Here is a 25,209-nt window from a genome sequence, read left to right as displayed (position 1 = left end):
TCACAATAATTTCTTGAAGTTCTTTTCACTTAATCGGTTGATTTCCTCCTTGTAGTCCTCCAAATGTTTGAGAAGGATGTTTTCCACGTACATGCCCAATGTCATCTCCCTCTTTCGGATGAAGAGGACGATTTCCGAGAGTTTGTCCTGCAACTCTTTGGAGATGTAGATTGCCTTGCGGTCATACAGGTCATTGCGGTGCATGAAGAGTGAGATGTAATCTCCTTTGGCGGGATTCCTGCGACGTGTTCGAATGGGTAGTTGCGGTTCTTCCGAGACCTCTTTCCCTGTTTCCGGAATAGACGCATCCACCTCTTCAACAGTGGCAGGTGGTATCATCTCGCTCTCTTTCTTTTTCATCGGGATACCCTGCGAAATCAGTTCTCGGATGGCGACGGGGTCTATCGCCCCTTTATTCTTCTCTGCCATATGTTTCAGGTTTTACGATGGACAAGATTTCCTCCACGAGCTCTTTCAGACGACTGCCTCTAAGCAGCGTGCGAGAGGCGGGAAAGATTGTTGAACGGAAAAGGGTCGTACCCTCATCCATCATTTCCTTTTTGTAGCGGGTCGTATTGGGGACTGCCGTCCTCAAGAGAGGAAGTCCCAACTCGGCAATGACTTTTTCATACATCGCATAGAGGGGTGTTTTCTCTCTGCCATCCACCATGTTCCAAAAGAGGTAAATCCCTTTGTTGGCAGTGTCTGTATTGTCGGTTATCGCCTCCTTGATGATGGCTGAAAAGCTCAGCGTGCTTTCCAAGGAGATACGGTCGGCAGAAATGGGTGTGAAAATGTAATCCATACCGGAGAGAGTGGTCAGCACACCGTCATTGTTGATGGTTCCGGGCAGGTCAAAAAAGACGAAATCCGTATCCGACTCATGTGTTTCCAGATATTCCCTGACCGTATCCACGGCTGCCTCTGCCGTGGCACAAAGGATGGTGTACGTGGGCTTTTGCAACTCGGAGAACTGGGTGGCTGCCAATTCCTGCAGCGCGGGGTTGCGATCCACCCCCTGTGCGTCACGCTGACGCATCGCATTGATGCTGAATTGCGGATAGTCGCAATCCACCACAATAAGGTTATACCCGCAGGTATAGTGCAGGTAACTCGCCGTCAAGACCGTAAAGGTCGTTTTGCCGACACCGCCCTTCTGGGTGGAGAAGGCAATGAAAACAGGTTTCTTTTTCATTTCATTTTCTGTTTAATGGTTCTACATATATGTGAGGAAAGGCGCATGCACGCCTTGGCTTGTTTCCTTGAAAAGGCAGATATGGAAATGAGTCCGTGAGGGAATAAATCTCTGGACGGGCATACGATAAGGTATTCCGATAAGAGAACATAGACCCACTTTGGGGGATATGTCCCTCTTTGTATAAGGGTGGAGATATATGACGGGAGGCATACTTGCACACGTCCACCCATCCATACGTCCGCACTTGTACCCTTGCGCAAGGGTATAAGGAGCGACGGGGGCAATAACTTGTAGATATTCTCATTCCTATTTTCATTTCCGTAATTGTCTGTTCAAATTGCTGTGGACAGGTTTTTAGACTTGGATAGGCAGGTATGTCCACCAACCTGCCCCTGTTCGACGGAGCAAATATAGATGCCCTCAAAGCCTCTTTTCTACCCTTTTTGCTAACTGCGTACTTGTGGCGTCGATATGCGTACTTGTGGCTACTTATGAGGTAAGTGTCTTAGCTACAATGGGTAGTAACTTTGCACCTAAGCGGAAAGCCGAAGCTTTCGAGGTATAAAGCGTTCTTTTTTGAGATACTCGACTTCCGTCCTTCGCGGACGGATTTATTTGCGTCGGAGCAAATAGCAAGGTATGTTTTATGCAGCACGACTCCGTTTTTGCAGCATAAAACCCTTGCTCTTGCAGAGGGCTGAAAAAACTCCGAAGTCGTTTTTTCTTGGAAGGGAGAATGCCTTGTCTCGAATGCCGGTGATGCCGTGAAACACTAAAATCCAAAGTAGAAAATGAAACAAAAGAAAATGCGGGGCATAAGCTCCAAAGTGAAGACCGAGAAACGGGTCTCGGTCAATTTTACGGCGATGGAATTTGCCGAGTTTCTCTCCATGAAAGAGACGGCGGGCGTACAAAGTCAGTCGGCTTTCATCAAGGCAAGGGTCTTTGACAAGACTTTTCGTGTCATAAAAGTAGACCGCTCCTTGCTTGACTACTATCAAAAATTGACGACTTTGTACGGGCAGTTTCGGAGCGTAGGGGTCAATTACAACCAAGTAGTGGTCGCCTTAAAAAGCAATTTCACCGAGAAAAAAGCCTACGCCATGCTTGCCCAACTGGAGAAACTGACACTTGAATTGGCAACTATCGGAGGCGAAATCGTACAACTCACCCGTGAATTTCAGGAGAAATGGTCGCAAAAATAAGCTATGGAATTTCCCTTTTCGGGGCGTTGGCATACAATGGAGAAAAGGTAAACGAGGGTGTCGCGAAGATTTTGGAGACCAACAAAGTGTTTTGTTCTGCCGATGGCACACACGATATTGCAGCCTATATGCAGGACTTTCTGGCATATATGCCGAGCCAAGTTCGCACGAAGAAGCCCATTATTCATATTTCCCTGAACCCGCATCCTGATGATAAACTCTCTGATGAGCAGTTCTCTGCCATCGCACAGGAGTATATCGAAAAGATGGGCTACGGCAACCAGCCCTTTGTCGTGTATAAACACGAGGACATAGACAGACATCATTTGCATATTGTCACCTTAGCCGTTGATGAACAAGGGAAGAAGATTAACGATGGCAACAACTTCTACAAGAGTAAGCATATCACCCGAGAGATAGAGCAGAAATATGGCTTGCTGCCTGCCGAAAGGCAACGGGCAAAAGAGACTTTTCGACTGCAAAGAGTCCGTCCTGAAGAGGGAAATCTCAAAAAACAACTGGCTTCGGTTATCAAACCTGCAGCGAAGTTCTATCATTGTCCGAGCTTCAAAGAATACAGAGCCTTGCTCTCCACCTATAATATATGCGTGGAAGAGGTGAAGGGAGAAATATATGGAAAGCCCTATAATGGATTGGTCTATTTTGCTACCGATGATAAAGGTAAAAAGGTGGGGAATCCTTTCAAGGCTTCTCTTTTCGGGAAAGCTGTCGGATATGAAGCCCTACAAAACAGGTTCAAGGCTTCAAAGGAGAAAGTGAAAGAAAAACATCTTGCTCCCAAGACCAAAGCTGTCGTAGCCGGAGCATTGAGGCATTCTGCCACAAGAGTGGATTTCAGGGATAATCTCTATCACAAGGGGATTGATGTCCTCTTTCGTGAGAACGACGAAGGGCGGCTCTATGGCATCACCTTCATAGACCATAACAACGGCTGTGTGGTCAATGGCTCACGATTGGGCAAGGAGCTTTCGGCAAACGCCGTTTCCGAGTGGTTCGACCGCCCGCATCCCGAACTGTCTGCTCCAATACAGCAGAGTGAGAAAGGCAGTATTTCCCAAACTCAGACTTCGGACGGAGATTCCGTCTTGGGTGGTCTTCTCGATTTGCCCTTGGAAGCACACGGAACGGATTGGGAGGAAGAGCAGTTCCGCAGACGGATGCAGCGCAAGAAAAGAAAACAACGTAAACTCTAAAAAACAGAAAGATTATGTCACAACAAGAAGACGATTTGAGGGCATTGGCGAAAATTATGGATTTTCTACGTGCCGTAAGTATTATATTGGTGGTTGCCCACCTCTATTGGTATTGCTATGAAGCGATACAACTATGGGGCGTGAATATCGGTGTGGTGGACAGGATACTGATGAATTTCCACCGCACGGCGGGACTGTTCGGCAATATGCTCTACACCAAACTCTTTGCGCTGGTACTGATGGGACTTTCCTGCTTAGGTACGAAAGGTGTGAAAGAGGAGCATATCACTTGGTCGAAGATAGGGGCATTCATGGGTGTCGGCTTTGTCTTTTTCTTCCTCAATTGGTGGATACTCGCCTTGCCGCTGCCCATTGAAGCCAATGCGGCTCTCTACACCTTTACGATAACTGTAGGATATGTGTGTCTGCTGATGGCCGGACTCTACATGAGCCGTCTGTTGAAAAACAACCTGATGGAGGATGTCTTCAATCAGGAGAACGAATCCTTTATGCAAGAGACAAGGCTCTTGGAAAACGAGTATTCGGTCAATCTTCCGACCCGTTTCTATTATCGCAAGAAATGGAACAAGGGCTGGATAAACGTGGTCAATCCTTTCCGTGCGGTCTCCGTCTTGGGAACGCCGGGCAGCGGTAAGTCCTATGCCATCATCAATAATTTCATCAAGCAGCAAATCGAAAAAGGTTTTGCCATCTACTGCTATGACTTCAAGTATCCCGACCTCTCCACGATTGTTTACAACCATCTGCTGCATCATTCGGAAGGGTATAAAGTCAAGCCGAAGTTTTACGTGATCAACTTCGACGACCCTCGTCGATCGCACCGCTGCAATCCGATACACCCCGATTTCATGAGCGATATATCGGATGCCTACGAATCGGCTTATACGATTATGCTCAACCTCAACAAAACATGGGTACAGAAGCAGGGTGATTTCTTCGTAGAATCTCCCATCGTTCTCTTTGCCGCCATCATTTGGTATCTCCGCATTTTCGAAGGAGGGAAATACTGTACCTTTCCCCATGCCATTGAGTTTCTCTGCCGAAAATACGAGGATATATTTCCCATCCTGACCTCTTACCCCGAATTGGAGAATTACCTCTCTCCCTTTATGGACGCTTGGCTCGGAGGAGCCGCTGACCAGTTGCAGGGGCAGATAGCCTCCGCTAAGATTCCCTTGTCAAGGATGATAAGCCCGCAGCTCTATTGGATTATGACGGGCGATGATTTCACGCTGGACATCAATAACCCCAAAGAGCCTAAAATCCTGTGTGTAGGGAATAACCCTGACAGACAGAATATCTATGGAGCAGCATTGGGGTTGTATAATTCGCGCATTGTCAAGCTCATCAATAAGAAAGGAATGCTGAAAAGTTCGGTGCTCATTGACGAGTTGCCTACCATATACTTCAAAGGGCTTGACAATCTGATTGCCACTGCTCGAAGCAACAAGGTGGCGGTCTGTTTAGGTTTTCAAGACTTTTCGCAACTGAAGCGCGATTATGGAGACAAGGAAGCTGCTGTAGTGATGAACACCGTCGGGAATATTTTCTCCGGTCAGGTGGTCGGCGAGACGGCAAAGACCTTATCGGAGCGTTTCGGAAAAGTGCTTCAAAAACGGCAGAGCATGAGCATCACTCGAAGCGACAAAACAACCTCCATCTCCACGCAGATGGACAGCCTTATTCCTCAGAGCAAGATTTCCACGCTCACGCAGGGAATGTTCGTGGGAGCGGTCGCTGACAACTTCTCCGAACGTATCGAGCAGAAGATATTCCACTGTGAGATTGTGGTGGACAATGCGAAAGTGGCAAAGGAAACGGCCGCTTATCTACCGATACCCATTCTAACAGATTTCAAGGATGAAAACGGAGTGGATATGATGGAACAGGAAATCAAGGCAAACTATGACCGAGTGAAGACGGAGGTGCGGGAAATCGTGGAACGGGAGTTGCAACGGATTTCCGACGACCCGGAACTCTCCAAACTACTCAATACCAAGAAATAATGGCTGTTTTTCTTGGCTCTAAGGCTGGATTTTCGTACTTTTGAACACACAAAATGATGACACTATGAATTTTTTAATCATACCCAAGAACCGGCGGTAGCCCAGTGTTCCGATTGCGGGAAAGGGCTGTGCTCCGAATGTGCGGGAAAGTATCAGCCGATACTCTGTACACCTTGTTTTCAGAATAGAAAACGCAGCGAGATTTGGCGAAGTATCTTCTGTATGTTGTTTCTCATCGCCTTGTTTGTCATAGGTTTCAAGTGGAACTTCTTGGCGACCAAAGGCTTTGAGGATATGAGATGGATGTCCGGATATGTGCTGATGGCGATATGGTCGGGCTATCTCTTCGTGGAGAAGTTTATTCCCTATAAGATGGTTGCGGGGACAAATGGACAGTGGATTGTTTACTATATTATCAAACTGCTCCTCTTTGTCGTCATAGGAGTTTTCACCGCACCTTTCACCTGCCTGTGGGCTGTCTACAGAGTTATCAGGGCTTTTCGGTAAGAGGATGCAAATTCTCCAACTAAGGGTTGGATTTTTCTAATCTTCTTTTGCGAGACACGAAGAGTTTCTGCGACCAATAGTTGCAGAAACTAAATCAAGGGAGGTACTCCGAAACCGGAATACCTCCCTTTTGATTTACTGCATCTTGTGTTCTCTTCATTTCGGCTCCCTTATAAATGAAGAACGCCCCTCAAGTATGCTGTCTTTCGACGCGCCTGAGAGGCTTATTGTCTTTTAGTTATATCCTGCAGAGAAGTATAACATCATCCCAACAATACCTCTATGTCACACCTCAGAAAGTCTTCCAACGAAACGCCTCCCGAGCCCACGACAAAAGATTTCTTGGGATGGAATGCCTCCACAAAGACAGGAAGACCTGAGTTCATCCCGCGACGACCGCTTTTCACCTCAATAGCTGTCACCTCACCATCGTTTACGATGATGAAATCCACCTCTTTGTCCTTATCTGCCTTGTTCCTTGCAGGCTCTCGCCAGTAATACACTTGATAGTCTGCCTCCTCTGCCATGCCCAGCAAATGAGCACCTACCGCACTCTCCACCCATCGCCCCCAAAGCGTCGTGTCCGTTCTGTCCATAAGGAACGACCTGCCTTTATATGCCGTCAGCAAGGCGTTGTTGTACACTTGGTATTTGGGAATGGAGCCACGCTTTCGGGCATCATCATTGGCATACTTTTGCAATCCCGTCAGCAATGCACACTGGTCGAGTATCTCCAAATACGAAGCCAACGTAGTCACGTTGCCGGCATCCTGCAGTTGTCCCATCAGTTTTGTCAGAGAAAGTATTTCGGCAGAATAACCGCACCCTAACTCAAACAATTGTTTCATAAGGGCAGGCTTGTAGATGTTGGAGGTCATCAGTACATCCTTTTCGATGGCGGGAGCCACCAACGAATCCTTGATATACTTACGCCAACGCTTTTCGTCACCAATCATGTGGGCAGCACCGGGATAGCCGCCAAAGTAGATGTACTCGTCGAGTGTCACTCCGAAAGCGTCGTGCATCTCCTGATAGCTCCAATGCCCGAGGCGAATAAGTTCAAAACGCCCTGCCAACGACTCCGTAAGTCCTCTCTTGAGCAACAGACGGCTGCTGCCCAGCAGTACCACCTTCAGATTGACATGCTTGCGCGTGTCCTCGTCCCATTCTCTCTTGACCACCTCGCTCCAATTGTCAATCTTCTGGATTTCATCAATCACAAGCAGGCGTTCAGCCTCTCCACGGAGTGTCATGGTGGTTCGTGCTCCTTCCCACACTCGGCGTATCCAGTCGCTGTCTTTCGGATCGACGGCATCTGCTACTTCTACCGAATATGGAATAGGTACGTCCTGCAGCACCTGCCCTACGAGAGTAGATTTGCCTACTTGTCTCGGACCTGCCAATACTTGCATAAAACGCCTTGGCTCCTGAATGCGTGCTTTCAGCGTGTGATATTGTTTGCGAATATAGTTCATGCTCAAATCTAATGATGGATTTACTCAATTGTGATGAGTATTTTACTCAATTCTGCATGTAAAAATACTCAATTCTCTCTGTTTCTCCAAATAAAATTGCCGTAAACTTAAGGTAATCGGCAAATGAGAGGGAGAGAGTTCCTCCTTTTGATTCACCGTTTCTTGAACTTGCCGCCTTTCAGGTCGCTCTCCACCATACGCTTGTTCAGCTTCTCTCGGAGTTCATCAAGAAAGTAGGTTCGGCTGTCATCCTTGCGGCGTTTCATGTTCATATAGACGTTGTAGCAGTTCTTGATTTCTACACCAAAGATTTCAGAAAAGGTATCTGCCAATTCTTCTATACCGATTTCACCATCGTTAATACAGTCACAGGTATCGAGTGCATAGAGTAGTTCGACCAAGTCGGTTGCTTTACCTGTCCAATGGATACAGAAGGAATTGGATTGCAAACTCGGAGGTGATAAAGATAAAACTCCTTGCATTCGCATATACCATAATTCTAACTCTTTGTCAATGACGTATAGCAGCTCTGATACATTTTTTCCCCATCTCCGTTGTTAATCCGCTCTTTTCGTAGATTGTTTGTAAATGGAATCGAGTGTAACAAAGAGCCCGAAATAAAGATTGTGGATTTCTTTCCGTTTCGCTTAGTTTTATTACATCCTTGATAAAACTATCACAAACAGCCCTCATTTGGATTGCTGTCAAATCATTTGAAATTAGTTGTTCAAATGCAGTTGTTTGTATAAGTCGTTTCATATTGATAATTTATTCATTATAATCTCGTTTTCCTCTTTGTATTTCAATTGTTCATCTTTTTGTTCGATTGCAGGTTCTCCACATACAGAGGCAAATGATGGAGATTTGTAGTATCCGTATCGGTTCTAACTTGAACTAGAGGATAAAAAAGAGGGCAAAGAAGAAAGCAGAGGGTTCTGCTCCCGTCTTCGCCCTCTTGGTTATAGGCTATGATTTACTTGCCAATCCATTCTATTGCCATAGGGTTTCCTACAGTGGTTATCATAGGAGTTGGATTGACCTCAGATGTCCGAGGATTGAGATAATAGATTCCTTTGGTCGTTGCTGAAGCATTGCAGATGGCCAAGCCGTCTTTATACTTAGAGACCAATACACCATAGCCGTTGGACAATTCCAGTCCTTCAATTTTCGTCATCTTCTGATTGTACAGGTCAAATACAACGGCTCTGCTTGCGATAGCGGCATGCCCTGTTTCGCCAGGCTTGTAATAGCCCGGAACATCAATGTATCCGTAGGCTTTGCCGCTGGCTATATAACAGATAGAAGCCGCAAATCCGGCCGTTTTCTCTTCTCCTTCAATAGTTGCTCCGGTTATCGTCCAATGATATGTGGGGTCAAAATCCGTTTCGCCCTTTTTGATTCGCAGTATGCCAGCCTTATGTCCTGCTACCATTCCGAAATTGCCGAGACAAGAGATGTATATATCCCCTTTTTCATCCATGAACAAAGACTTCGGGTCAATGGGACGTGTAGCTTGAGAGAAACCACTGGCTTTCTCCGAAATCATCTTGACCAGCTTGTCCGTCTTCGAGTCAATGACGGCTACATCTGCTTGTTTGTAATCTTTAGGGCTTGTCCAGCCTCCCACCATCTGACTTAGACCTGCAAACACGTATCCGTCACGTTCTATCATAATTCCTATGTCGGGATTATTGTCCTGTATGCCCAAAGATGTCAGGTCTATCTCTCCCGTCTTCTGCATTGTCTCGGGATTGAAAATGTAGATTACCCCCAATCCGGCAAGCGACAGATACGCCTTTGTCGGAGACAGCTTGACGAGGCTGTTGGCACTGTTGTTGGCAGGCAATGGCATACTGCCCACTTTCTGCAAACCACTGTTTGTGCGGCGATACTTGATCAGTTCATTCTTGTCCATAGTCATGTGATAGCTTGGGAAGACATAGACCTCATCACCTATTACCATGGGGTAAGAACTGCCAAAGGGAACATTTATGCCATTTTTATTGTCAACAGCCATCGTCGTGCCCAACTTGGGCTCGTCAATGAGTTGCATATAGACTGTTCCATCCATGCCCGTAGCATTGGGCAAGGCTGTCAGTAGCAGTACATTTCCCGTACCTCCTGCTATGGGAGTGTCCGGATCGTTCTTGTCACATGAGTTGAGACACAGTGCAGCAAACATGGCTGCTGCGAAAATCATTTTCTTTTTCATTGCTTTTTTTGTTTAATTGATTATTAGATGATTGATTACTTGAACACATATCTGAATCTGACGATGAAACTACGTCCTGGCAAGGGGCGATTGAATTCGCTGATCATTTGCGTATCGGTCAGGTTGTTTATTTTCCCCATAATGAAGTAGCGTCCATTGCCGAAACTCTGCTCAAAGCCCATACTGCATGAGAAGGTTCTCGGTATGCGATGCTGCTGGAACTGGCTTTGCTCGAAATCATAAAGGTATTCTTCCACGAATGAGGCATCGGTAAATATGCGCGTGTTCATTCCTCTGCCTCCGAATAGATTCTCCTTGTGAAACTCCAGTCCTGCATTTGCCATCAGATAAGGTATATTGGGCATACGGCTGCCCTTCGTCGGATTGGCAATGGTGGTGTTTTGTTCATACCTACGCATATCTCGCAGGTCTTGATAGGTCGCGTTTACGTAACCATAGAGCCAACGTGTGACATCGGCTTTCACCTCTGCTTCCACACCAAGAGTCCTCATCTCGCCAAAATTTTGATACTGCGATTGCAAGAAGCCTCCCGTAAAGCGAATCATGTCCTGTAGATACATGTAAAAACCATTTACTTCTACTTGCATGTTGCTGGGAGACTTTCCTGTCAGGTCAAACATCATTCCCACGTTTACACTTGTGTTGCGTTCAGGAATCAAATTGCCCGCAGGAGCTATTACATATCCATCGCCCAGCAGTTCTTCTTCCGATGGAAGCCTTACATCATACCCGAGTGACGCTTTTGCCATCAGGGTGGGAGTGATACGGTAACGAAGCGCATTGCTGATGCCGAAATCATTCTTGCGAGTATCTATATCTTCCGCTGAATTTGTAAGAATACTTGCCATCCGCGTTTTCATCAAATAGTGGTAATACTTGATATTGACAGAATTGAGGAACTTATCGTCTGAAGAGCGATAGTCGTAGTTCAATCCCGCCACCCAGTTGAGCATATTGCTTGGAAATTCAGTACGGTAGCCAATGACCTTGTCCTTTATTACATCCTTGGGGTTGGCACGGGCATATTTCAGCAAAGAGTTAAAGTTGACCGAATGGTTTTCATTGACAAGATAGTTGAGATTCAATTTGTGCTGTAATTGGTGCTTATCATTCGTCAATAATGAAGCCCATTTGCCGATTTCGCCACCAAATTTGGAAGCCGCCGGATAATGCGTTCCGTCCCAATGTGTGCGATGAGAGGCGGTATCGGCAAAATTATAGTTGGTGTAAATATATCCCAGTTGCCAATCCAAGTCCAGCCCTTCCAAGAGAAAGTTGTCCTTCTCCATCTTATTGGCGAAAATAAAAGCGTTGGAATGGCTGTGGGCATACTGAATATTTGACTCTATCCCCTGTATATCCTTATAGGTATGTATGAAGACAGGTTCAAATTCCACCAAATCAAACCACCACTTCCGAGCCTTAAAGCTGCCGCCGATAACCGTCTTCTTAAACTTGTCGTGATCTCGGGTTATCGTAAGCCCCTCCTGGAAGGGAGACTTCATCTTGTAGTTATTGTCGGAATGGTTATAAAAACCTCCTAACCCGAACTCGATACCTTTTGAAGCAATGTTCATCTTGCTCACCACAGATGCTTTGTGGGTATTGAAACTTCCATAAGAATAATTCACGTCCAAATACTTGGGAGGATACTCTTTGACGACAATGTTTACGGCTCCTCCCACGGCAGATCCTCCGAACTTGGCGGGAACAACACCTTTATATATCTCAATGCGATCAATCATTTCCACCGGAATATCATTGATGTCGATAAAATCGGAATTATCGTTCATCGGATGCCCGTCAATGAAAAGTCCAATACGTTTTCCTTCCAACCCACGTACCGAAATACGAGAAGCACTGCCCACACCACCCATCGTCCGCACGGTGATACCGGCAGTCTTTGCCAGAACATCCTGCACATTGTTGACCGTTCCTTGTATCTGACTCATGCTGATTACGGATATAGGCATTGCCTGCTCCCGTATCTTACGGGCTTCGCTCTTGCCCATCACAATAACCTCTTCAAGCGATTGGGATTGGGCTTTCATGCGGATGATGATTTTCTTGCCTCTCTCCTTACCTACTGTGATCTTACTGGTTTGCGCGTGGTAACCCATAAATTTCACGGTAAGCGTATAGGTGGCTGGGGGGATGTCAGAAAAAGAGAACTCCCCATGCCCATTTGCTGCAACGCCCTTTTTCAGTTCCTCTATAAAGATGGTTGCACCGGGTAGCGGTTCTTCGCCTGAATCGTCGATAACTATGCCCGCAATCCGTCCTCCCCCTGTTTGAGCGGAGACACTAAGGCTCATGAGCATTAGTGATAAGAAAAGATAGAGTACTTTCTGTTTCATTGTTTTATTGCTAAAAATTATATTTTGCCTTTGCCCATATTTCTGAATTGTTTTTGTACCTACCGAATATCCCCTCATTGCCTCCAAACCAATCATAACCTACCGATAGTTGGATGTGGTCATTCAGCGCATAGGAGGAGGTAAAGCGGCTGAACCATCCCTTGTGGTTGAGGTCGAAATAGGTGAAGTTGGATAATTGCAATGTGCTGTCCAACAGTTTTTTAGACACATTGAGCGTGAGGAGTGACTGATGACGAGGTTGTGCTATTTGATTTTCATATCGCAGAATACTTTCCGAAGAAAACTGCGCCATCACCATCCATTCATGAGGCGCATACCAATCCACGCCCACGAGATAATTCACCGTGTTGAAGCCCTTCTGCTCCATAGCTCCCGCCTCGGGTTTGTAGCTGAAATGCTTGTCCACATTGAATGCTGCTTCGCCACGTAGGACAAACTGCCCCAACGGCTTGGATATATCTCCTCCGAAGAATCCCATGCGGTAATATCGTGGAGATACGGCCATGTGGGTACCTGAAGATCGGTAGGTAATCACAGGCATCTTGTTCCACGTATGCAAGGCAGCAATGGAAAAATCCACTCCCGGCAAGGTAAAGCAAAGTTTTCCTCCATATTCCATGTTGGAAAAACGGAACTTTGGGTGGCTTCCGTCCTCGTGCCAGACAAGGGGCTGAACGGTATTTTTAGGCAGCACGCTCCATGGATTTCCGGCATCGGTCGGCAACTTATACCCCTCGAAGGTCGGTACGGCAAGCAGCTCTAACTTCATCTTCTCATTAAAGACAAAGAAGCGCAGGGCATTGACCGGCATACGGATGTCATCGTAGTCCTGTGCCAAGAACTCCGTCATATCCATCGGAGAAACCAAGTCGGTAATGCGCACTCCGTCTGCCACACCCCAAATGACCAGTTGCCGACCGAGGCGAAAGCCCCAGTGCTCCTCTCTGTGGTCGAGATATGCCTCCCGCAGTTCAAACCCCGTGCGTTCCTTCAGCAAGGCATTGTGGGTGGCATTGAACGAGACAAAGAGCGTCGAACTGCCAAAACTTTTCCCTATTTCACCCTTTACCCGGGTGCGTGAAGACATAAAGTCGTTCGGCTTCTCGGAACGGGCGGCATGATAGGTATCAACAAAGCCTTTGAGTTGCCACGATGAAACCCCTTCTTCCTGTCCCCATGCGGCGTGTAGGGACAAGAGTGAGAGAAACAGCAGCAAAAACTTTATAGAACGATTACTTGTGTTTGTCATCAGAACCTACCTTTCTCCAAAGTGGTAACATTGAATTTTGTCTCCTCCATGGGAAGGTCATACTTGGGATTCTTAATTTCAAGAATCGTTTGATGCTCTGTCTGCACATTTGTCATGTGTAGCTTCTGTGCAACCCAGAATCCTGCTACTTTGGCAATGTCCGATAATTCAAGACGGCGGTGCAGCTTCCCCATTTTGTCATAATACTCCACCTTGACGGCTATCAGACAGTCTTGGCGTATGAAGGCTATTTTCTTGGAATAAATCTCGCGTTTGTCTTTGGGCGTAGATTCCAATTTCCAACACTTATGCCCATCTATTTCTTCTTTACCCAGCAGTTTGTGCGTGTCCTCATCCACGTTGCGACTGCCCATATCATCATAGGTAAAGTCACTGCCCATAAAGTAATCTTGCTTAGCAGACGAGCCGCTGATACGTCGGGTTTTCTTCATGGCGGGCAGGTAGAGCCATTTATCATCGTCCTTGTCGGGGTTGTCATAATCCCACGTGAGAAACCCCGTACCTTTTACGTCACCGGGGTATTGGAAGAACATAATGCTCTTGCGGTCTTTCTTTCCTTTGCCCACGTCGATGGAATAAGAAATCAGTTTGCGCTCGCGCACTGCTCCGCGCTTATTAATCAGTTTCATCACCAATTCCGATTGACGGGTATCGCCATCGGGACGGTCTTTTACTTTTTGGGCAATCTCTCTGCCCGTCTGAGCCATTGCCGTGGCGGCAAAAGCCAATACCACCAAACTTGTTAAAATAATTCTTTTCATCATGATTGATATTTTGTTGTTGATTTTATACCATTGACTTTTCAAGCATCTTCCGATAGGTCGCTGATTGTGCCTGCAACTCTGCGTCAGTGCCCATAGCCTCAATCTTGCCTTGATTAAGCAGCACTATTTTATCGGCTCCGCGAATAGTACGCATCCGATGGGCGATGACAATGACCGTCTTGTTTTTAATCAGCTCCGACAAAGCCTCCTGTATCAGGTTTTCGTTTTCCACGTCGAGCGAGGCGGTGGCCTCGTCCATCAGGATGATGGGAGCATCTTTCAGTATGGCCCTTGCTATGGAGATGCGCTGGCGCTCGCCGCCGGAAAGCCGCTCGCCGTTTTCGCCGATAATGGTGTCCATGCCTTCGGGCATGCGGTCGATAAACTCATCGCAGCGGGCTATTTTGGCAACGCGGGCCACCTCCTCGTCCGTAGCTCCCTTTCTTCCTACGCGGATATTCTCTTTTATGCTGGTGTTGAACAGCACCACATCCTGAAAGACAATGGCGTAGTTTTTCAGCAGCGTTTCGGGGTCTATCCGGCTGATGTCCTCGCCACCCAACAGTATCTTACCCTGCTGAATATCCCAGAAACGAGCTGCTAATTTGGTGAGGGTGGTTTTGCCGCTTCCGGAAGGACCGATCAAGGCGGTAACTTCGCCTTGCTTGGCGGTGAAGCTCACGCCGTTGATGACGGTATGGTCCTCGTAGCCGAACACGACGTCTTCGAAATCAATGCTGTAATCCTTGGGACTCATTTCCTGTTTGCCTTCCTGAACGGGCATGGTTTTAATCTCTTTGATACGCGTCACCACGCCGTCGAGCGCCACGATCATCGCCATAAAGGTGAGGATTCCCTCGATAGGCAGGTAGATGCTTGCCGTAAGGATGAGATAGGCGATATAGACGAGGATGTTGATTTGTCCGGCAATCAGCATATTGGCGCCGACAATCGCCACCGTGACGATGCCGAGCTTCATCAACATGCCTGCCAATGACGTGGCAATACCGGCGTAGAACTCCCCTTTCATCTTTGTACGGGTATTGCTGTCCAGCTTGTGGCAGAACTCGTTTAGTGACCGATCTTCCAGGTTATAGGATTTGATTTCTTGTATTTGGTCTATTTTCTCTTGCAAATCGTCGAACACTTCGCGACCGGTTTTCACGCATGCGTCCATGGCTTTCCGTTGTTTCCTTTTAGAAAGGGAAAAGAGCAGCAACGAGACGGGAATAACCCACAATGCCGCCAATCCGAGCTGCCAATTGTAGGCGAGTATCATAATGGAAACGATAATCGTGGAAATGGAAGTGGCATAGATATGCGGTACGGAGTGCGAAAATATCTGTTCATAAAGTTGCAAGTCGCTCATCATGGTTGCCGAAAGGTCGGACACATCGCGCTTGCCGAAATAAGAAAGTGGCAGTTTCTTCAGGCGGTTGGCTATGTCGATGCGCGAGTTGGCACTCTCGTTATAAACATTGTCGTAAAGGCGCACATAGTCCCACCTTGCCACGATAAACATCACCAACAGCATCACTACGATGATGACAATATAGTCGGCAAGAGTTAGTTCTGCCGGTGCGGGAATGCCTTCCAGACCGCCCAGATACTGAAACAGAAACATAAATCCGACGATGGGTGGAAACATCTTGGTCAGATTCAGGATCGTGTGCGAGAAGATAGATTTTTTCAAGTTCTTCGCTCCCTGATCCGACATGGCATATTTTTGCTTTAAGAAATTATTCATTTTTACCTCCTATTTTCCAGTTGGCAGCTTTTTGATATTCGTTCCACAGCTTTTTGTAGGCACCACCTTGGGTTAATAATTCGTTATGTGTACCGCTTTCCACTATTTTGCCGTTCTCCATCACAAGGATTCTATCGGCATTAACCACGGAAGAGAGCCTATGGGCAATCATTAATGTGGTTTTGTCCTTTGACAGTTCCCTGAACGAAGCCTGAATAATATGCTCATTTTCGGGGTCGGCAAAAGCGGTCGCCTCGTCAAGGATGACAAAATCGGCGTTCTTCAGGAAAGCTCTCGCAATGGAAAGTCGTTGGGCTTCACCGCCTGAGAAATAGGTCCCCTTGGTACCGTAAACCGTATCCAAGCTCTTTTCTAAATTATCGACAATCTCTTTGGCTCCGGCCCTGACAAGAGCTTGCTCTATCTCCTCATTGCTGGCGTTGGGATTACCCAACAATAAATTCTCGCGCAGGCTCATCTTAAAGAGCTTGGACATTTGGAATACAAAAGCGATCTTTCGCATCAGCGCCGTTTTCTCATATTCCTTGATGTTGGTGCCTCCGACTAAAATTTCGCCTTCATCGGCATCATAGAAACGGGCTGCCAGACGTGCCACGGTGGTTTTTCCGCCTCCAGAAACACCGACCAAGGCAACAGTTTCTCCTTTGTTCACTTTGAAAGACACATTGTCCAGCACTTTTTCTTTCCCGTATGAAAACGAGACGTTCCTGAACTCCAGACCATCTTCAATTGCAGTTTTTCTGCCATAAGCGAAGTCGTCGTAATCCAAAGCGACGTCAATTTTATCCAATGCCAACTCGGCCAAGTAGATGAAGTTTTGAATAGATGCACTACGCATCATAAAAACACCGAATACTGGACCTATCAACAGATAGATAACAGAATTGCCCAGCACCTGCCGCATGTCGCCGCCTGTGGTGAACAGCATGATGGCAACGGGTACCAAGAAGAATGCTGTGGAACTTGAAATTGCCTCGTACAGCGACATTTTGTTTTTGAATCCCATGCTCCACCGTACCACGAAATCTTTCATCTTTACGATGAGCGAATAGAAACGTTCGAAACTCTCCACGCTCTGGGCAAAGGTTTTCACGACCGGTATGCCGCGCACGTACTCCACCGACTCGGCGGAAAGGTTGGCAAGTCCTTCGTAGTATTCTTCCCGCATCTTCATACCCTTTTTGGTGCTCATGGTTGCCATCAACAACATGCTTATGACCATCGGTATCAGGCTCACCAAGCCTAATCGCCAGTCGAAAAGGAAGAAGAATACCAACAGCACGATGGGCGAAACGATGGTCATGGCAAAGTCCGGCAGCTGATGCGCCAGTATGGTGTGGGTCTCGCCCGCTCCATCGACAATGGTTTTGCGTAGGTTACCGCTTTCGCGGTTGGCGAAAAAGCCCAACGGTTTCGCCATCATCTTCTTCACACTGAGCTTGATGATGTTCGCCTCTACCTCAAAAGCGAAGAGGTGGGATACCATTAGCGCAAAGAAATAGAGCAGCATTCCTGCTGCGGCAAAACTCGCCGCCAGAATTGCATAGTACCGTATGGAAACTCCATCGACACTATTGCTCAAAATAATCCCGCTGACAATCTTATGGATATAAACCATAGGCATCAGCACCATAATACCCGATAGGGCTGAAAAAATCATCGCCAGCGGAAGCATATAGCCCTTCTTGCCTGCGTATGGCAGCAACCGCTTCAAAACGGGCGTTTTCTTCTGTTTTTTTGTAGTATTCATTTGTATTCAATTATGTTTGTTCATTCAACCCGAGTTTCGTTTGTATTTGTCTCCTTACCGAACAGGTTGAACTTTTGGAACAATATGGGAGTGACACAGAGATCGGCAAGCAGTGCCGATACAATACCTGCCACGGAGAGTACCCCCATGTGTATAAAGGAAAGGCTTTCAGAAGTAGTATAGACGGCAAAGTTGGTACAGATCACTATGCTTGTCAGCACAATCGGTGTTCCAATAGTGCGGAACGAACGGAGGATAGCCTCCCGGTAATTGCCCCGGCGGTCGAACTCCAAATGCCCGTGGTTGATAAAGTGAATGGTATCATCTACTGCCAATCCGAGAATCATCGGCATGATGGTGGCGGTCATCATATCCAACGGATAGCCAAACCATCCCATCAGACCGCCTACCACCAAAGCCGGGGTAAGGTTGGGTATCAAACCGATAAGTCCGATACGTACACTGCCGAAGACAAGCATCATCAGGATGCCGATAATCAGAAGTGAAATAGCGAAAGAAACCATCTGTCCGCGAGCTACATACTGCATCATCGCCGTAAACTGTGGAATGCTGCCTACGGTAGTGACTGTGGCTTTCGGGAAAAGCTTTTTGGCATGAGCAACTATATCGTTCAACTCCCGTTCTGTTTCTCCGGAATCGTATGAATTCATCTCGACCATCAGGCGAAGGCGCCGATAATCATAATCGATCCAGTACTCTGCCTCACTACCTCCTGCATTTTCATAAAGGAGTAGCAACTGTGCCACCTCTTCAGGATTGTGAGGGATAGTATAATAAGAGGCATCCCCATCGTGCAGGGTTTGGTTCAGGTCTTTGAGGATATTCAATACCGTGGTTGTGCGCTTGGTTAATTTATACCTGTCTACGTGTTGTGCTAAGGAATCTAATCGCACTAGGATTTCGGGCGATTTTGCCAATCCATTATCAGGCAGTTCTATCATCACATCATAGGTATAGACAGACCCAAGTTCGCTTTCACCCACTTCCAAAAGGTTATTGACGTAAGCTATCTTTCGCCCCATGGTTCGCTCCACGTCAAAGGCGGTCTCTATTTTTGTGAATTGATAGATAAGAGCGACTGTGATCACTCCGGTAAGCCATAGTATCAAAGTACCATGTTTAAGTACACCGATACCTACCTTCTCTAATTTTCTGTCCAACCATCGTCCTCCTGTTTCCTGCATTTTGGGATGCGGTTTTCCGTCCTTACCAAAACTAAGGAGCACAGGCATCAATGTAATGGCTATAAAGAACGCCATCATCACGCATGAAGAAGTAGCTATACCGATAAAACGCATAGGCTGCATCGGTATGGCGAGGAAGGAAAGCAAGGCGGCAAAGGTGGTGAGTGCGCTGAACAGCACCGGCCATCCCATTTCCCTGACAGTTTCTTCTACTGCTTGTGTCCTCTTTCCATGTATGAGGAATTGGCGTTTGAAATAAGAATACACGTGGATGTTGTATGCAATGGAAACGGCAAATGTCAATAGCATGGGAATCATCACCATGCCACTATCTATCGTCATACCCACGTAACCTAACATACCGTACACGATGATGATGGAGCCTACAGCTGTGACAAGCGGCACGACCACTCCTCTAAAGGAGCGCGTTACTAATAGCAGGATAAGTATGGAGATTAGGGTGGCGATACCCAGTACACGGGGCATTTCCTTACTTATCCATTTCATTTTCATAGCGGTAACATAGGGCAGTCCCGTTCCCTTGGGATGGAGCTTTTGGTATTTGTCCTTGGTGATGATATGCTCCAGCTCGTTACCCGTCAGCACCTCAGGAGCAACGGCATTCTTCCCCTTGTTCCACACCGAGTCTTCTGGGAAAGTACGCAGCTTGAGTATGATCCATGAGAGCGTTCCATCTTTGGAAACGAGCCGTTCTGCAACGTGGGGTTTCAGGTAAGCCTTGTGGCGTATCTCTTCTAGTTTTGCCGGATCTGACGGTATTGTTTCGGGGACAATCTGTTCGATAGTCATACCCTCCTCACTGCCCACCATAAATTCGATGTCGGTGAGCGACGTTATTTTGTCGGCATACGAAAGGCTGTCCATCATCTCGTTGGTGAGTTCACGGATAAGTTCCAAATTCTCTTTCGTAAACAAATTGTCGCATCGGGTCAGTACTGCGGCGAAATTGTCATTGCCGAATATCTCCTTAAACTCTTCGGTCTTGACAAGCATCGGATCATCTTCGAGGAAGTAATCCTCCCACGAAGCACTCACTTTGAAGTATCTTAATCCTGTAAATCCTATGGCAAAGAAGAGGATAAATAAGCTTAGTACCAGCCATCGTCTTTGTACCATCCATTTGCCCCGACGGGCAAACCAATCGTTGATTTTTTCTATTTTCATATCACTTGTTATTTGTAAGTTGTTTCATTCATTGAAGGCGGATAAAAGCGATCCGGCTTCTGATAATCGCTTCGTGGTTGTTGGCTCAAAAACGAACAAAAGTCCGTCCTGTTCAAAAACAAAGCGAGCCGCCCTAAGTGGGCGACTCGTTCTATGGAATATATATGTTATTGAAACATCCCGTTTCATACATTTGATAGTTAAGGTAAGTGCCATAATTCTGTCCGAGAACATTCAGTTCCGTTACTTTCGTTTTTCATTGTAATTATATCTTTATCCGAAATCTCTTTGCGATGGGCGTTTCTCCGATTTTGCGTAACCCAAGATTCCTCACAAAGGAAAAGTCCACCTACTCCCTGTATAAGAGTTAATTCTTCATTGTTAATAATATTAGTGACACTCATATACTGTTTGTTTTTATTCTACTGGAATAGGAGGAAGTCTTACTTCCAACCATTTTCTTTTCTCTGTTACATTCCACATTCATGAGCTTTTTCCATCCTCCCGTGCTAAAGTGGATATACTCACCAATAAAACATTCTATTTCCTCTTGGGAGAGTTCTTCATGCAGTACCACTTCTTTCATCATATTAATCCACCAAGAACAAGTGAAATGTATAAAGAATGGAGAAATCTGGGTGTGTAAGTCCGGATAGAGTTCTTTCATTCTCTCCAAATATTCCATGCCGATTGCAGTGCTTTTTTCAATCCACCGCTCCCAAAAGTCATTGAATCGGGAATCTTGTGTGTCGAGAAACAGCAACTTAAACTCTTTGCGATAACGGGTTATAATGCCCATCACCTCCTGCATGGATTTACGATGATACTCCTCAGAGGTGAAAATTTCAAGGGAAAGACTTTCGTTCCGGTTATGATTGTCCAGCATGCCGTTCATCGCCTCTAAAAGCGGATGTAGGACAACAGCCAGCAAATCATCTTTACAGGGATAGTAATTGTATATATTGCTCAGACCAACACCCGATAGTTTGGAAATTCCACGCATAGACACAGCCTTGTATCCTTTTTGGAGAAAGGCTTCCCGAGCTGTTTTTAGCAATAACTTGCGTGTATAATCCTTTGGCGTTTGCATAGATCGATATACATTGTCTCAATTTAGTTGCAAAGTTCTTAATATTTCCTTGCATAGACAATACCTAAAAAAGGTGATTTTTGTCGGTTCTTCGTGATGCTATAGTTTTGCCCACACACAGTGTAAGGAGCCACTTCTATCCATATCGACGCCACAAGTACGCAGTTATCTCAACCCTCTAACATACACTGTTTCTTTGATTTACTTTTGCCCATGCACCGATGTTGGTGTCATTAAACACATTGTAATATGGACGAAAAAATCAAGGACCAAGAAATCCTTTTGGTCAAGGATCAGAAGAACGAGAGCCTCCGAGCCGTAGCCGGAGCAGATGAAAAAGGTGGACTGAAAACCGTACCGCCCACCGCCGAGCATGAACAGAGTTTCCTGAAGTTCGACAAGCACAGCAATGCGCTGGAGAACTTCCTTTCCAACTTCATGCGGCAGTTCAAGAACCCCACACCGCTGAACTTCTTCAAAGTGCCTTTTGAGAGTGCCGTTGCCAGTGCACGCGTACTCTCGGAGATGCTCAAAGCACCGGATGTCCCCTCCAATAAGGAGATGCTGGACTCTGCCCGTATCAATCCTGCGGACTATGCAGGGGAGCAGAAACAGTCCTTCCAAGGCATTGACCCCGATAAGGTGAAGTGGGATCAGTTCGAGCAGATGGGCGTGAGCCGTGAGAGTTTGGAAAAAGGCAAGCATCTTGATGACCTGCTTCAATACCGCAAGACTCCGCTTGTTCCCATCAGCATTAAAATCGGCGAAGTCTCCCTCTACACCGATGCCCGTCTTTCTCTGAAAGCCTCCGGAGACGGTACGTTTATCCCTGTCGTCCATGCCATCCGCAAGGAGCCGCAATTGGAGCGTGAATTCTTCGGGCATACCTTCACCGACGAGGACAAGAAAGCCCTCAGAGAAACGGGCAACCTCGGTCGTACCGTGGAGCTGACCTTCCCCGGCAAAGATGAGCCGACCCGCAGTTTCGTAAGCATTGACCGCCTGACGAACGACATCATCGCCCTGAGTGCCGATAGGGTACGCATCCCCGATGAAATCAAAGGCGTGAAGCTGAGCGACGAGCAGAAAAAGGAGTTGTCGGAAGGCAAGAGTATCTACGTGGAGGGTATGACCTCCAAAACGGGAAAGCATTTCAATGCCAACCTTCAATTCAATGCCGACAAGCGGTCGATTGAATTTCGTTTCGGCTCTCCCAAGCAGGGACAACGACAAAGACAAGTCTCCGAAGGGCAGGAACAGACAGAGCAGAAAGAACTGCGTGTCCCCAAGAAGATGCTGGGACGCGACATCTCTCCCGAAGAACAAGCGAAGCTCAAAGCAGGGCAGACGGTCTATATGACCGGGCTTATCGACAAGAAGGGAGAACCTTTCAATGCCTATGTGCGTCCGAATTTCGAGCAGAACAAGTTCAATTTCCTCAAATGGAATCCCGACAAGTCCCAAACCAAAGAGGTCATTCCCGACAATGCTTCCCGCACGCAGGTCGCTGTCAATTCCGAAGGCAAGACCAACGAGGCTACCAAGCATGTGAGGGAGCCGCTCAAGCAGGGACAGACAGAGCCTACCACAGGGCAGGAACAAAAGCAAGAAGAGAAAAAACGTTCCAAGGGAATGAAAATGTAATCCGCCACCACTAACATCCAAAAAGTAAGAACAAATGAAAGTCATTATAGCAGAAAAGCCGAGCGTAGCTCGTGAAATCGCTCGCGTTGTTCGGGCAACCAACAAGAAAAACGGCTATATCGAAGGAGGCGGCTATGCCGTTACGTGGGCATTGGGACACCTGATAACGGCAGCCATGCCCGAAGCCTACGGCATCAAGGGTTTCCACAAAGAAAACCTGCCGATTCTTCCTCCCGTATTTACCCTTATTCCCCGTCAAATCAAGGATGATAAAGGCTATAAAGCCGACGCTGCGGCAGTCGCCCAATTGAAAGTCATTGAAAAACTCTTCCGAGCGTGCGAAGGCATTATCGTCGCCACCGACGCAGGAAGGGAAGGTGAGTTAATCTTCAGGTTCATCTACGAGTATCTCGGCATCTCTAAACCCTTCGAACGTCTGTGGATCAGCTCGCTTACGGACAAAGCCATCAAAGAGGGGCTCGCCCATCTTCAAAGCGGAGCGGCGTATGACAATCTCTATTATGCCGCCCGTGCCCGCAGCGAAGCCGACTGGTTGGTGGGCATCAATGCCACCCAAGCCATATCCATTGCCGCCGGGCGTGGCACCTACTCCTTGGGCAGGGTTCAGACTCCGACTCTCTGTATGGTCTGCTCCCGTTTCTTGGAGAACAAGAAGTTCGAGCCACAGCCATTCTGGCAACTCAGCCTTGCTGTAAAGGAGGGAGATGAGAGCTTCCGCTTCTCCTCCGCTGACCGCTGGTTCGATAAGGCAGAAGCCACCGCCCTGTATGAGAAACTCCGAAATGCTTCTGTTGCCACCGTGGAGACGGTAATACGCAAAGAGACCAAACAGGAACCACCGCTTCTGTATGACTTGACCACCTTACAGAAAGAAGCGAACAGCCGGTTCGGCTATTCGGCAGAACAGACCCTTTCTTTGGCGCAGAAACTCTACGAAAAGGCATACATCACCTATCCTCGCACGGGTAGCCGATATATTCCCGAAGATGTCTTTGCCGAAATTCCCGCTTTGATAGCCTTTTTGCACGACCATCCCGTCTGGGGCATTCATGCCCGCCGACTGACCGACCTCAATACGCATTCTGTGGACGGCAAGAAAGTGACCGACCACCATGCCCTGCTCATCACGGGCAAGAAGCCGATAGACATGTTTGGAGACGAGGCGGTCATTTACGATATGATAGTCGGACGTATGCTTGAAGCCTTTTCCGCCCGTTGCGTGAAAGATGTCAGTACGGTTACTGCCATCTGTGAAGGTGTGAAGTTCATCCTCAAAGGTGAAATCATCAAGGAAGAGGGTTGGCGTGCCATCCTCAAAAACAGCAGGAAAAAAGACAAGGAGCAGGAGGAAGCTGAAGAACGAGAAAGTCGAGAAAATGGGGAAGGCATCATCATCCCCCAATGGGAGGAAGGCGAGCAACTCCCGCTCTGCGCCTGTTCGCTGGCACAAGGGACGACCAAGCCCAAGCCCCTGCATACGGAAAGTTCACTGTTGGCAGCTATGGAGACGGCAGGTAAGGAGTTGGAGGACGAGGAACTGCGTGCGCAACTCAAGGATTGCGGCATCGGGACGCCCGCTACCCGTGCAGCCATCATCGAAACCCTCTTTGCTCGCGAGTACATGGTGCGCCAAAAGAAGTCGCTCGTCCCCACGGAGAAAGGACTTGCCGTCTATTCCATCGTTCGGGAGATGAAAATCGGCAATGCCGAGATGACCGGACAGTGGGAAGCGGACTTGGCGAAAATCGAACGGGGAGAATTGAAAGAGCGAGACTTCCGCAAGGGCATCGAAAGCTATGCCACACAGATTACCGACGAACTGCTCTCCTCCAAAATCCTCTTTCCCAAGAAACAGAGCGACATCCATTGCCCCAAATGCGGAAAAGGCTCACTGGTCTTCTATCCTCGATGTGCCAAATGTTCCGAGGCCGATTGCGGGCTAACCCTTTTCCGCAATGTGGCAGGCAAGAGCCTCACAGACGAACAACTGACGCAATTGGCGGTGAACGGGGAGACAGGTGTCATTAAGGGCTTTACCTCCAAAGCAGGTAAGAGCTTCGAGGCTTCGCTCTCTTTGGACGGAGAGTTCAAGACGGTCTTCATCTTCCCTGAACGCAAGAAAACGGGCAAATCCCGAAGGTAACTCCCCGTAATTTGCTAATTTTGCCACTGAATGATGCGGTCATAAACAATCCTGTTGTTTTTACTGCGGATTTTAGTGGTGGCACTCGGCGGGGACGTCGAGTGCCTTTGCATTATATACCCATTAAAATCA

General features: G+C 47.3%; 18 protein-coding genes. 6 read left to right on the top strand and 12 right to left on the bottom strand.

Annotation, left to right across the window (positions count from 1 at the left end; all coding sequences use genetic code 11):
* Both HQ29_RS05945 and HQ29_RS05940 read right to left on the bottom strand, forming a co-directional pair.
* Nucleotides 1-429 (bottom strand): DUF3408 domain-containing protein, encoded by a 429-nt coding sequence (locus HQ29_RS05945; RefSeq protein ID WP_036868241.1) that lies wholly within the window; start codon nt 427-429, stop codon nt 1-3.
* On the bottom strand, nt 413-1,195 hold the full coding sequence (locus HQ29_RS05940) for a ParA family protein (protein ID WP_036868239.1): 783 nt from the start codon (nt 1,193-1,195) through the stop codon (nt 413-415). The genes HQ29_RS05945 and HQ29_RS05940 overlap by 17 nt, the downstream gene beginning before the upstream one ends.
* Nucleotides 1,196-1,989: 794 nt before the next feature.
* Here HQ29_RS05940 and mobA point away from each other — a divergent pair.
* The 4 genes from mobA to HQ29_RS05920 all read left to right on the top strand — a co-directional run bounded on the left by mobA (nt 1,990) and on the right by HQ29_RS05920 (nt 6,151).
* Nucleotides 1,990-2,403: a conjugal transfer protein MobA gene (mobA, locus tag HQ29_RS05935; protein ID WP_013815816.1), complete on the top strand. Its 414-nt coding sequence runs from the start codon at nt 1,990-1,992 to the stop codon at nt 2,401-2,403.
* Complete coding sequence (gene mobB, locus HQ29_RS05930) at nt 2,388-3,617, top strand: conjugal transfer protein MobB (RefSeq protein ID WP_036868236.1); 1,230 nt, start codon at nt 2,388-2,390, stop codon at nt 3,615-3,617. The genes mobA and mobB overlap by 16 nt, the downstream gene beginning before the upstream one ends.
* Nucleotides 3,618-3,631: 14 nt before the next feature.
* Nucleotides 3,632-5,644, top strand: a complete 2,013-nt coding sequence (gene mobC, locus HQ29_RS05925; protein ID WP_036868233.1) for a conjugal transfer protein MobC — start codon at nt 3,632-3,634, stop codon at nt 5,642-5,644.
* A gap of 303 nt (nt 5,645-5,947) precedes the next feature.
* The gene (locus HQ29_RS05920) at nt 5,948-6,151 is read left to right on the top strand and encodes a hypothetical protein (protein WP_028897442.1); all 204 of its coding nucleotides are present in this window, start codon (nt 5,948-5,950) and stop codon (nt 6,149-6,151) included.
* Nucleotides 6,152-6,414: 263 nt separating this feature from the next.
* On the opposite strand, the gene HQ29_RS05915 is transcribed toward HQ29_RS05920, so the two are convergent.
* The 10 genes from HQ29_RS05915 to HQ29_RS05860 form a co-directional block, all read right to left on the bottom strand.
* Complete coding sequence (locus HQ29_RS05915; RefSeq protein ID WP_036845207.1) at nt 6,415-7,626, bottom strand: ATP-binding protein; 1,212 nt, start codon at nt 7,624-7,626, stop codon at nt 6,415-6,417.
* A 152-nt stretch (nt 7,627-7,778) separates the two neighbouring features.
* Nucleotides 7,779-8,114 (bottom strand): RteC domain-containing protein, encoded by a 336-nt coding sequence (locus HQ29_RS05910; protein ID WP_036845210.1) that lies wholly within the window; start codon nt 8,112-8,114, stop codon nt 7,779-7,781.
* A gap of 485 nt (nt 8,115-8,599) precedes the next feature.
* A complete protein-coding gene (locus tag HQ29_RS05900) occupies nt 8,600-9,838 on the bottom strand; it encodes a DUF5074 domain-containing protein (RefSeq protein ID WP_036845220.1) in 1,239 nt (412 codons plus the stop codon).
* Between the two features lie 35 nt (nt 9,839-9,873).
* Nucleotides 9,874-12,216 (bottom strand): TonB-dependent receptor, encoded by a 2,343-nt coding sequence (locus tag HQ29_RS05895; RefSeq protein ID WP_036845226.1) that lies wholly within the window; start codon nt 12,214-12,216, stop codon nt 9,874-9,876.
* A gap of 10 nt (nt 12,217-12,226) precedes the next feature.
* On the bottom strand, nt 12,227-13,486 hold the full coding sequence (locus tag HQ29_RS05890) for a DUF1302 family protein (RefSeq protein ID WP_036845229.1): 1,260 nt from the start codon (nt 13,484-13,486) through the stop codon (nt 12,227-12,229).
* On the bottom strand, nt 13,486-14,271 hold the full coding sequence (locus HQ29_RS05885) for an outer membrane lipoprotein-sorting protein (RefSeq protein ID WP_036845232.1): 786 nt from the start codon (nt 14,269-14,271) through the stop codon (nt 13,486-13,488). Before HQ29_RS05885 ends, HQ29_RS05890 begins: the two co-directional genes overlap by 1 nt.
* Before the next feature lie 22 nt (nt 14,272-14,293).
* Nucleotides 14,294-16,018 (bottom strand): ABC transporter ATP-binding protein, encoded by a 1,725-nt coding sequence (locus HQ29_RS05880; protein WP_036868230.1) that lies wholly within the window; start codon nt 16,016-16,018, stop codon nt 14,294-14,296.
* Complete coding sequence (locus HQ29_RS05875; RefSeq protein WP_036845234.1) at nt 16,011-17,789, bottom strand: ABC transporter ATP-binding protein; 1,779 nt, start codon at nt 17,787-17,789, stop codon at nt 16,011-16,013. The genes HQ29_RS05880 and HQ29_RS05875 overlap by 8 nt, the downstream gene beginning before the upstream one ends.
* A gap of 20 nt (nt 17,790-17,809) precedes the next feature.
* Nucleotides 17,810-20,179 carry an efflux RND transporter permease subunit gene (locus HQ29_RS05870; protein WP_036845235.1) on the bottom strand — a complete coding sequence of 790 codons (2,370 nt, stop codon included), beginning with the start codon at nt 20,177-20,179 and terminating at the stop codon, nt 17,810-17,812.
* Nucleotides 20,180-20,579: 400 nt separating this feature from the next.
* The gene (locus HQ29_RS05860) at nt 20,580-21,269 is read right to left on the bottom strand and encodes a TetR/AcrR family transcriptional regulator (protein WP_052089891.1); all 690 of its coding nucleotides are present in this window, start codon (nt 21,267-21,269) and stop codon (nt 20,580-20,582) included.
* A gap of 249 nt (nt 21,270-21,518) precedes the next feature.
* Here HQ29_RS05860 and HQ29_RS05855 point away from each other — a divergent pair, with 249 nt between their 5' ends.
* Nucleotides 21,519-22,913 (top strand): DUF3945 domain-containing protein, encoded by a 1,395-nt coding sequence (locus HQ29_RS05855; protein ID WP_036868227.1) that lies wholly within the window; start codon nt 21,519-21,521, stop codon nt 22,911-22,913.
* Between the two features lie 34 nt (nt 22,914-22,947).
* Nucleotides 22,948-25,077: a type IA DNA topoisomerase gene (locus tag HQ29_RS05850; RefSeq protein WP_036868224.1), complete on the top strand. Its 2,130-nt coding sequence runs from the start codon at nt 22,948-22,950 to the stop codon at nt 25,075-25,077.
* The last annotated feature ends 132 nt before the right edge of the window (nt 25,078-25,209 follow it).

Source organism: Porphyromonas canoris, from assembly GCF_000765975.1.
Classification (GTDB): Bacteria; Bacteroidota; Bacteroidia; order Bacteroidales; family Porphyromonadaceae; genus Porphyromonas_A; species Porphyromonas_A canoris.
This window is presented reverse-complemented; position numbering and strand designations above follow the sequence as displayed.

Coding starts and splice junctions, on each gene's coding strand:
- HQ29_RS05945 (WP_036868241.1), bottom strand. CDS start 429: ATGGCAGAGAAGAATAAAGGGGCGATAGACCCCGTCGCCATCCGAGAA.
- HQ29_RS05940 (WP_036868239.1), bottom strand. CDS start 1,195: ATGAAAAAGAAACCTGTTTTCATTGCCTTCTCCACCCAGAAGGGCGGT.
- mobA (WP_013815816.1), top strand. CDS start 1,990: ATGAAACAAAAGAAAATGCGGGGCATAAGCTCCAAAGTGAAGACCGAG.
- mobB (WP_036868236.1), top strand. CDS start 2,388: ATGGTCGCAAAAATAAGCTATGGAATTTCCCTTTTCGGGGCGTTGGCA.
- mobC (WP_036868233.1), top strand. CDS start 3,632: ATGTCACAACAAGAAGACGATTTGAGGGCATTGGCGAAAATTATGGAT.
- HQ29_RS05920 (WP_028897442.1), top strand. CDS start 5,948: ATGTCCGGATATGTGCTGATGGCGATATGGTCGGGCTATCTCTTCGTG.
- HQ29_RS05915 (WP_036845207.1), bottom strand. CDS start 7,626: ATGAACTATATTCGCAAACAATATCACACGCTGAAAGCACGCATTCAG.
- HQ29_RS05910 (WP_036845210.1), bottom strand. CDS start 8,114: ATGCGAATGCAAGGAGTTTTATCTTTATCACCTCCGAGTTTGCAATCC.
- HQ29_RS05900 (WP_036845220.1), bottom strand. CDS start 9,838: ATGAAAAAGAAAATGATTTTCGCAGCAGCCATGTTTGCTGCACTGTGT.
- HQ29_RS05895 (WP_036845226.1), bottom strand. CDS start 12,216: ATGAAACAGAAAGTACTCTATCTTTTCTTATCACTAATGCTCATGAGC.
- HQ29_RS05890 (WP_036845229.1), bottom strand. CDS start 13,486: ATGACAAACACAAGTAATCGTTCTATAAAGTTTTTGCTGCTGTTTCTC.
- HQ29_RS05885 (WP_036845232.1), bottom strand. CDS start 14,271: ATGATGAAAAGAATTATTTTAACAAGTTTGGTGGTATTGGCTTTTGCC.
- HQ29_RS05880 (WP_036868230.1), bottom strand. CDS start 16,018: ATGAATAATTTCTTAAAGCAAAAATATGCCATGTCGGATCAGGGAGCG.
- HQ29_RS05875 (WP_036845234.1), bottom strand. CDS start 17,789: ATGAATACTACAAAAAAACAGAAGAAAACGCCCGTTTTGAAGCGGTTG.
- HQ29_RS05870 (WP_036845235.1), bottom strand. CDS start 20,179: ATGAAAATAGAAAAAATCAACGATTGGTTTGCCCGTCGGGGCAAATGG.
- HQ29_RS05860 (WP_052089891.1), bottom strand. CDS start 21,269: ATGCAAACGCCAAAGGATTATACACGCAAGTTATTGCTAAAAACAGCT.
- HQ29_RS05855 (WP_036868227.1), top strand. CDS start 21,519: ATGGACGAAAAAATCAAGGACCAAGAAATCCTTTTGGTCAAGGATCAG.
- HQ29_RS05850 (WP_036868224.1), top strand. CDS start 22,948: ATGAAAGTCATTATAGCAGAAAAGCCGAGCGTAGCTCGTGAAATCGCT.